We start from the raw sequence: 6,434 nt of genomic DNA, 5'->3' as shown, positions 1-6,434 counted from the left end.
GGCCCGCGCCCGCGCAAGGGGCCGCTGCGCCCGGCCGTTCCGTCGAATGACGCCACGAACACTCCCTTCATCGCCCGGCCCGCCGCCCTACGCGGCCGCCGCGGCCTCGATCGCCGCGCCGAACAGGCTGTTGGTCCCCGCCTCGACGATGCGCACGGGCACGACCTGCCCGATACGGGAGGTGGGGGCGTCGAACTGAACGGCGAGCAGGTGCGGCGTCTTGCCCGCGACCTGGCCGGGCCTGCGGCCGGCCTTCTCGACCAGGACCTCGACCACCTGCCCCACCGCCGCGCGCTGGAACGCGTGGCGCTGCGCGTCGAGCAGCGCCTGCAGCGCGTGCAGGCGGCCGGTCATCACGTCCTCCGGGACCGCGTCTCTGCGCTCGGCGGCCGGCGTGCCGGGGCGCGGGCTGTACTTGAAGGAATAGGCGCTCTCGAACCCGATGTCGGAGACGAGCCGCATCGTGTCGGCGAACTCGGCGTCGGTCTCGCCGGGAAAGCCGACGATGAAGTCCGAGGACAGGGCGATGTCGGGGCGGGCCCTGCGGACGCGGTCGATGATCCGCCGGTAGGCGTCGCCGGTGTGGCGCCGGTTCATCGCGGACAGGATCCGGTCGGAGCCCGACTGCACCGGAAGGTGCAGGTAGGGCATCAGCGCCGGGATCTCGGCATGGGCCGCGATCAGGTCGTCGCCCATGTCGTTGGGGTGGCTCGTGGTGTAGCGGATCCGCGCGATGCCCGGCACGCGCGCCACCGCGCGGATCAGGTCGGCCAGCGTCGCCGCGCCGCCGTCGGCCCCGAGCCCGTGATAGGCGTTCACGTTCTGGCCGACGAGGCCGATCTCGCGGACCCCGCCGGCGGCGAGCTTCTCCGCCTCCGCGACGACGGCGGCGACGGAACGCGAGACCTCGGCGCCGCGGGTGTAGGGCACCACGCAGAACGCGCAGAACTTGTCGCAGCCCTCCTGCACCGTGAGGAAGGCGGAGACGCCCGCGGTGCGGCGCGCCGGCAGGTGGTCGAACTTGTCCTCGACGGGGAATTCGGTGTCGACCACGCGCCTGGCATGCGAGCGGGCGAGCAGGTCCGGCAGCCGATGGTAGCTCTGCGGCCCGACGACCACGTCCACCACGGGCGCGCGGTGCAGGATCTCGGAGCCCTCCGCCTGCGCGACGCAGCCGGCGACGACGATGCGGGTGTCGCGGCCTTCGAGCTTCCGCGCGTCCTTGAGCACGCGCAGCCGGCCGAGCTCGGAATAGACCTTCTCGGCCGCCTTCTCGCGGATGTGGCAGGTGTTGAGCACCACCACGTCCGCCTCCTCGACGGCGTCGGTGGCGGAGAACCCCTGCTCGGCCAGGACGTCCGCCATGCGGGCGGCGTCGTAGGCGTTCATCTGGCAGCCGTAGGATTTGACGAAGGCTTTTTTCGACACCGCGTCGGGTCCCGGGTTCCTTGGGATACGGCGCGCGAACATCTCTGCGGCCGAGGCGGCACGCCTCTATCATAGATCCGGCCCGCCGTCGCGACCCGGTCCGAGCGCTTGCCAGTCCGTATCCTATAGAATACGAACATTTAGGATTCCGGTCCGACGCACGGCTGATTTCGATGCTTGGCTCGGCGCCTTGCGGGATCCGCGTGCCAAGGCGCGGATCGCGATCCGGATCGACCGTCTCGTTCTGGGCAATGCCGGCGACGCGAAGCCGGTCGGCTCCGGGGTGAGCGAGATGCGCATCGATTACGGACCTGGCTACCGACTGTACTTCATCCGTCGCGGCAAAGCCCTGATCGTTCTGCTCTGCGGCGGAGACAAGGGCAGCCAGCAACGGGATATCGTGCGGGCCAGGGCGCTGGCCGCAGATCTGAAGGATGGAGACGGCGGATGACTGAGACGCAGCCCTACGATTCGGCAGACTATCTCGAGACCGACGAGGCGCTGGCGGAATACCTCACCGCGGCCTTCGAGGAAGGAGACACGGCGCTCTTCCGCCACGCGCTCGGCGTCGCCGCCCGCGCCCGCGGCATGACGCGGATCGCCCGCACCTCCGGCCTGTCGCGCGAGAGCCTGTACAAGGCCCTCTCCGAGGAGGGCAATCCGAGCCTCGATACGACGGTGCGCGTCCTGAGGGCGATGAACCTGCGGCTGACGGCGACCGTGCCGCACGCGCCCGAACCGGCCTGACGGGATTCAGGCCGCCGCCGTGCCGTCCGTGAGGCCCGGCAGCGGCCGGGCGGGCGCGTGGCCCGGCACCCCCGCGTGGCCCTGCATCGCCCCCGTGCCCTTCATCGCGGCGCGGACGGCGGCCTCCGCCTGGGCCGTGACGGCCTTGCGGTCGGTGCCGGCCTCGAAGGCGATCGGCTGGCCCCAGACCACGTGGACGTCGATCGGCCCGCGCTCGAAGAACAGGGCGAGATGGGGGGCGAGGTCCATGTCGCCGTACCACGCGATCTCGGGGCGCTCGGCCCGGCCCACGGGCAGGCCGTTGCGGCGCGGATAGGTGATCGCCAGGGGCTGCAGGCGGATGCGGTCGAGGCCGCCGTCGGCCCCTCGCGCCTGGATCGCGGCCCGCGCCGCGCCGACGAGCGAGGAGCGGAACGGCAGCAGGCGGGTGCCGTCGCCGGTGGTGCCCTCGGCGAACAGCACCACGAGCTCGCCCCGCGCCAGCCGGTCGCCGATCGCGGCGTTGACGGTCGCGGTCGCGCCGCGCCGCGCCCGGTCGATGAACACCGTGCGCTGGAGGGCGGCGAGCGTGCCGATCACCGGCCAGCCGGCGATCTCGGACTTCGCCACGAAGGAGAGCGGCCGCAGCGAGCCGACGGCGATGATGTCGAGCCAGGAGACGTGGTTGGCGAGCACCAGCGCGGCCTCGCCGGGGCGGGGCGGGGTGCCGCTCTGCGTCACGCGCACCGAGAACAGGGCCAGGAACACCCGGTGGAACAGCGCCGGCGCGAGGCCCCATCCGCGGCGCTCGCCGAAGCGAAGGGCCAGCCAGTGCGGACCGGCGAGCAGCGCGAAGGCCAGCGCGCAGACGACCAGGCGCAGGGCCACCCCGACGCGCGTCACCGGGCGCTCACGTCAGGTCGGCGCGCATGGTGAGCGCGGTCGCGCGGCTGCCGTCGGCCTGCGCGTAGTAGCCGGTCCGCGTGCCCACCCGGGTGAACCCGTGCCGGGCGTAGAGCTTGAGCGCGGGCGCATTGCCCTCGTCGACCTCCAGGTGGACCTGCGCGACGCCGATCAGCGCCAGGTGCCCGAGATGCTCGCGCAGCAGCCGATGGCTCAGGCCGCCGCCGCGGGCGGAGGGCGCCAGCACGACGGTGAGGATCTCGGCCTCGTCGGCGACCTTGCGGGACAGGATGAAGCCCTGCATCGCGCCGGCCCGCCACAGGGCGTGCCCCTGCGTCGCGCGCTCGCACAGCATCCGCTCGAACTCGTGCGCGTCCCAGGGCCGCGCGAAGGCGGTGGCGTGGAGCCGGGCGAGCGTGCGCGCCTGGTCGGCCTCGCGCAAGGGCGCGACGTAGGGCTCGGGGCCCCAGGCCTCCCACCAGGCGAGCCACCATTCCAGCGGCCAGAAGGGCGAGACCGGGCGGCTCATGCCTGTGGCCCTCGATGCCGCCGCATCGCGGGCGATCCGCCGCATCGGCGGCGCGCCTTCGCGCTTGCCGGCGGCCGAAGGCCGCTGGAACGGTCCGAGCGATGAGGCTTGCGTATCATCGGCGGGCGATCCGCGCGTGGTCCTGCGGCTGGGCGTCGGCCCCGCGCAGGTACATCGGCCGGGGCAGGGCCTGGGCCGGGTCGGCGACCAGGCCGAGCGAGGCGACCCAGGCGATGTCGGGCCCGCCGGCGCCCGCGACGTCGACCGCGATCCCGCGGGCCCGGAGCACGGCCGCCAGGAGGGCGGCACCGGAGCCGACGAGGGTGACGGGGCCGGCCCCGAGCCGGTCGGCGGCCTCCTCGAGGCGCAGGTGCGTCGGCGGCACGACGATGCCGTCGCCCGCGCTCATCGCCTGGAGGTAGACCGCACCGTGGCGGGCATCGATCGCGGCGGCGATCAGGCCGTCGCCGTTCAGCGCCAGCTGCGGCGCCAGCAGCGCCGAGAGGGTGGTGACCCCGACCACGGGAATGCCGGCGGCGAGGCCGACGGCGCGGGCCGCCGACAGGCCGACGCGCAGGCCGGTGTAGCTGCCGGGGCCGACGGTGACGGCGACGCGGGACAGGCCCTCGAACCCGGCCTCGAACCGGGCCATCACCCGCTCGACCAGCGGCAGCAGCGCCTCGGCGTGGCCGCGGGCGAGCGTCATGGATTCCTGCGCGAGCAGATCGACGGACCCGTCGGCCGCCTCGGTCGCGACGCAGGCCGAGCAGAGCTCGAGTGCCGTGTCGATGGCCAGGATATGCACGCCCACTCCCGTTCGCCGGGGCTTCGCTCCCGTCCGCCCTCTGAAGGAAGCCGCGAGCCTAAGCCAAAACGGCCGCGCCCGTCAGTGCGGGGCGGCCGTCGGCGCGCGGTTCGGGAGAAGGTGTTGCAAAGGCGCTTCGGGTGCCGGCTGGGCGCGCACCCGAAGCGCCGCGATTTCGAAGCGCCGGTCTCAGACCGCCTGGACTTCCCGGATCTCGGGCAGGAAGTGCTTGAACAGGTTCTGCACGCCGTGCCGGAGCGTCGCGGTCGAGGACGGGCAGCCGGAGCAGGCGCCCTTCATCTCCAGGTAGACGACGCCTTCCTTGTAGCCGCGGAAGGTGATGTCGCCGCCGTCGCCCGCCACCGCCGGGCGCACGCGGGTCTCGAGCAGGTCCTTGATCGTCACCACGGTGTCGTGGTCGGCGGCGTCGTAGAATTCCTCGGCGTCGTCGTCGGCCTGCGCGGAGCCTTCCGCCATCACCGGCGCGCCGGACTGGAAGTGCTCCATGATCGCGCCCAGAAGGGCTGGCTTGACCTGCGGCCACTCGTCGACGCCGTCGGCCTTGGTCACCGAGATGAAGTCGTGGCCGAAATACACGCCGGCGACGCCGGGCACGTCGAACAGGCGCTGCGCCAGGGGCGAGCGGGCGGCGCCGTCCGCGTCCTTGGCCTCGAAGGTGCCCTCCTGCAGCACCACCCGGCCGGGCAGGAACTTCAGGGTGGCGGGGTTCGGGGTCGCTTCGGTCTGGATGAACATGTCTGACAGGATCCTCGTCCGCTGCGCCGGTTCAAGGCCGGCCGGGAACGGCGCGTCTCGCGCCATCCTCCATGTGGACCGCGGACCGGATTTTCTCAACCGGCGCGGGCAATCGACGGGCCCCGCCGGCAATGGGCAATCGCCGCCGGCAATCGACGGGCGCGGCCGGCAATCGACAAGCGCGTGGGCTTGGTGTATCGCGGCGCCAACTCAAAACAGGATGCCGAAATCCTGACGCCCGCAAGCCCATCCGGGGCAGCGCGGCGCGACGGCCGGAGCTATTCATGAACATCATCCAGCAGCTCGAGCAGGAAGAAGTCGCTCGACTGAACAAGACCATCCCCGACTTCCAGCCCGGCGACACGGTGATCGTGAACGTCAAGGTCAAGGAAGGCGAGCGCACCCGTGTCCAGGCCTACGAGGGCGTGGTGATCGCGCGCTCCGGCGGCGGCCTCAACGAGAGCTTCACCGTCCGCAAGATCTCCTACGGCGAGGGCGTCGAGCGCCTGTTCCCGGTCCACGGCCCGCTGATCGATTCGATCAAGGTGGTGCGCCGCGGCAAGGTGCGCCGGGCCAAGCTGTACTACCTGCGCGACCGCCGCGGTAAGTCCGCCCGCATCGCCGAGCGCACCGACAAGAACAAGGGCAAGGCGAAGGCCGCGCCGGCCGCCGCCGAGTAGTCCGCGCCTCCCCGTACGGGGAGCGGACGCGACGAGAAAAGCCCGCCGCGATCCGATCGCGGCGGGCTTTTCGTTGCCGGGGTTGCGTGCCGGCCGAGGCGCTCAGGCGGTGCGCAGGGCCCGGTGCTTGCTCGAGGCGGTCACCTGCATCAGCCCGACCATCACCAGGATCGTGCCGACGTAGACGATGCCCTGGAGCGCGGTCGGGCGGTCGGTGTAGCCGACGAGCGCGTGCAGCACGCGGCCCGGCCAGCCGTTCTCCGGGATCAGGCCGGACGAGTTCCACAGGATCTGGTCGAGCCCGGTGACGATGCCGGCGTTCGAGAGGAACTGCGCCGCCTGCGCCGCGAGGCCGGCGGCGAGGAAGATGATCAGCGCGCTCGTCACCGAGAACACGTAGCGGCTCGGGATCGCGGCGAGGCCGAAATAGCTGATGCCCGAGAGCAGGGCGCCTGCGCCGACGCCGGCGAGCGCCCCGGCCTGCAGGTCGGCCCCCGACGCCCCCGAGGCGACGAGGCCGTAGAGGAACAGCACCAGCTCCGCGCCCTCGCGCAGGATCGCCGCGCCGACGACCAGCGCCAGCGCCGCCGCGGTGCGCTGCCCGGAG

General features: G+C 72.6%; 9 protein-coding genes. 3 read left to right on the top strand and 6 right to left on the bottom strand.

All coding sequences use genetic code 11. From position 1 onward, the window contains the following. Positions 1-87 precede the first annotated feature (87 nt). Positions 88-1,470: a tRNA (N6-isopentenyl adenosine(37)-C2)-methylthiotransferase MiaB gene (miaB, locus tag FV230_RS22630; protein ID WP_147844006.1), complete on the bottom strand. Its 1,383-nt coding sequence runs from the start codon at positions 1,468-1,470 to the stop codon at positions 88-90. Between the two features lie 103 nt (positions 1,471-1,573). Here miaB and FV230_RS22625 point away from each other — a divergent pair, with 103 nt between their 5' ends. Continuing rightward, positions 1,574-1,879, top strand: a complete 306-nt coding sequence (locus FV230_RS22625; protein ID WP_147844007.1) for a type II toxin-antitoxin system RelE/ParE family toxin — start codon at positions 1,574-1,576, stop codon at positions 1,877-1,879. Next, entirely contained in the window at positions 1,876-2,175 is a 300-nt protein-coding gene (locus tag FV230_RS22620) for an addiction module antidote protein (RefSeq protein WP_147844005.1), read from the top strand. The genes FV230_RS22625 and FV230_RS22620 overlap by 4 nt, the downstream gene beginning before the upstream one ends. 6 nt (positions 2,176-2,181) lie before the next feature. Here FV230_RS22620 and FV230_RS22615 read toward each other — a convergent pair whose 3' ends face one another. The 4 genes from FV230_RS22615 to FV230_RS22600 form a co-directional block, all read right to left on the bottom strand. Continuing rightward, entirely contained in the window at positions 2,182-3,057 is an 876-nt protein-coding gene (locus FV230_RS22615; protein ID WP_147844004.1) for a lysophospholipid acyltransferase family protein, read from the bottom strand. 7 nt (positions 3,058-3,064) lie between these two features. Continuing rightward, positions 3,065-3,586 (bottom strand): GNAT family N-acetyltransferase, encoded by a 522-nt coding sequence (locus tag FV230_RS22610; RefSeq protein ID WP_147844003.1) that lies wholly within the window; start codon positions 3,584-3,586, stop codon positions 3,065-3,067. A 115-nt stretch (positions 3,587-3,701) separates the two neighbouring features. Beyond that, positions 3,702-4,391, bottom strand: coding sequence for a tRNA (adenosine(37)-N6)-threonylcarbamoyltransferase complex dimerization subunit type 1 TsaB (gene tsaB, locus FV230_RS22605; RefSeq protein ID WP_147844002.1), 690 nt, complete (start codon positions 4,389-4,391; stop codon positions 3,702-3,704). A 189-nt stretch (positions 4,392-4,580) separates the two neighbouring features. Next, the gene (locus tag FV230_RS22600; RefSeq protein WP_147729514.1) at positions 4,581-5,147 is read right to left on the bottom strand and encodes a NifU family protein; all 567 of its coding nucleotides are present in this window, start codon (positions 5,145-5,147) and stop codon (positions 4,581-4,583) included. Between the two features lie 284 nt (positions 5,148-5,431). On the opposite strand from FV230_RS22600, the gene rplS reads away from it, so the two are divergent. Further along, entirely contained in the window at positions 5,432-5,827 is a 396-nt protein-coding gene (gene rplS / locus FV230_RS22595; RefSeq protein ID WP_147729513.1) for a 50S ribosomal protein L19, read from the top strand. Positions 5,828-5,929: 102 nt separating this feature from the next. Here the strand turns inward: rplS and FV230_RS22590 are convergent. After that, positions 5,930-6,434, bottom strand: a 505-nt coding sequence (locus tag FV230_RS22590; protein WP_187275590.1) for an FTR1 family protein, incomplete at its 5' end; no start/stop codon positions are given.

It is taken from the genome of Methylobacterium sp. WL6 (assembly GCF_008040095.1).
Classification (GTDB): domain Bacteria; phylum Pseudomonadota; class Alphaproteobacteria; order Rhizobiales; family Beijerinckiaceae; genus Methylobacterium.
Note: the sequence above shows the minus strand (reverse complement) of the source record. Positions and strands in the feature narration are given on the sequence as shown.